At 36.8% G+C, this 443-nt stretch carries 1 protein-coding gene; it reads left to right on the top strand.

Annotation, left to right across the window (positions count from 1 at the left end; genetic code table 11):
* Positions 1-287: ATP-binding protein (locus tag AC1DJR_RS33480; protein ID WP_477004623.1), on the top strand; the 287-nt coding region annotated here is incomplete at its 5' end.
* Positions 288-443: the final 156 nt, after the last annotated feature.

Genomic DNA, 443 nt, shown 5'->3' with positions numbered 1-443 from the left:
CCAGCGATTTTAATTCTGAAAATCGTGAGGTTGCCAATGTGGGTATGAAATTCTCGTTTGCTATGAAATACGATAAGGAAGCCGAGGAAATGTTGAGTTATTATAATCTCCCAATTACAGATGAGAATGTATCTATGATGAAAAAGCTTAAAAGGGGCCAATGCTTGTTCCAGGATATATATGGACGTACGGCAATCATCAATGTTGATCCAGTATTTAAAGAGCTAATGACGGCCTTTGACACTTCAACAAAGTCAGACGAAGAAAGAGAATTACAATCGGTATAGTCATCTGGAGGTATAGAGAATGAAGATAATGAAGCTTAATTTTAAATTTTTAATACTAGGAATGCTGGCACTGATCAGCATTTCTGGTTGTCAAATGGAATCGGATAAGGCAAAAGAAGCTGATAAGGTAGCTATGGAATATATACGCGCTTATGT

Source organism: Bacillus sp. 05T31, from assembly GCF_056396725.1.
The sequence above is the reverse complement of the archived record's forward strand: the minus strand, read 5'-3'. Positions and strand labels throughout refer to the sequence as shown.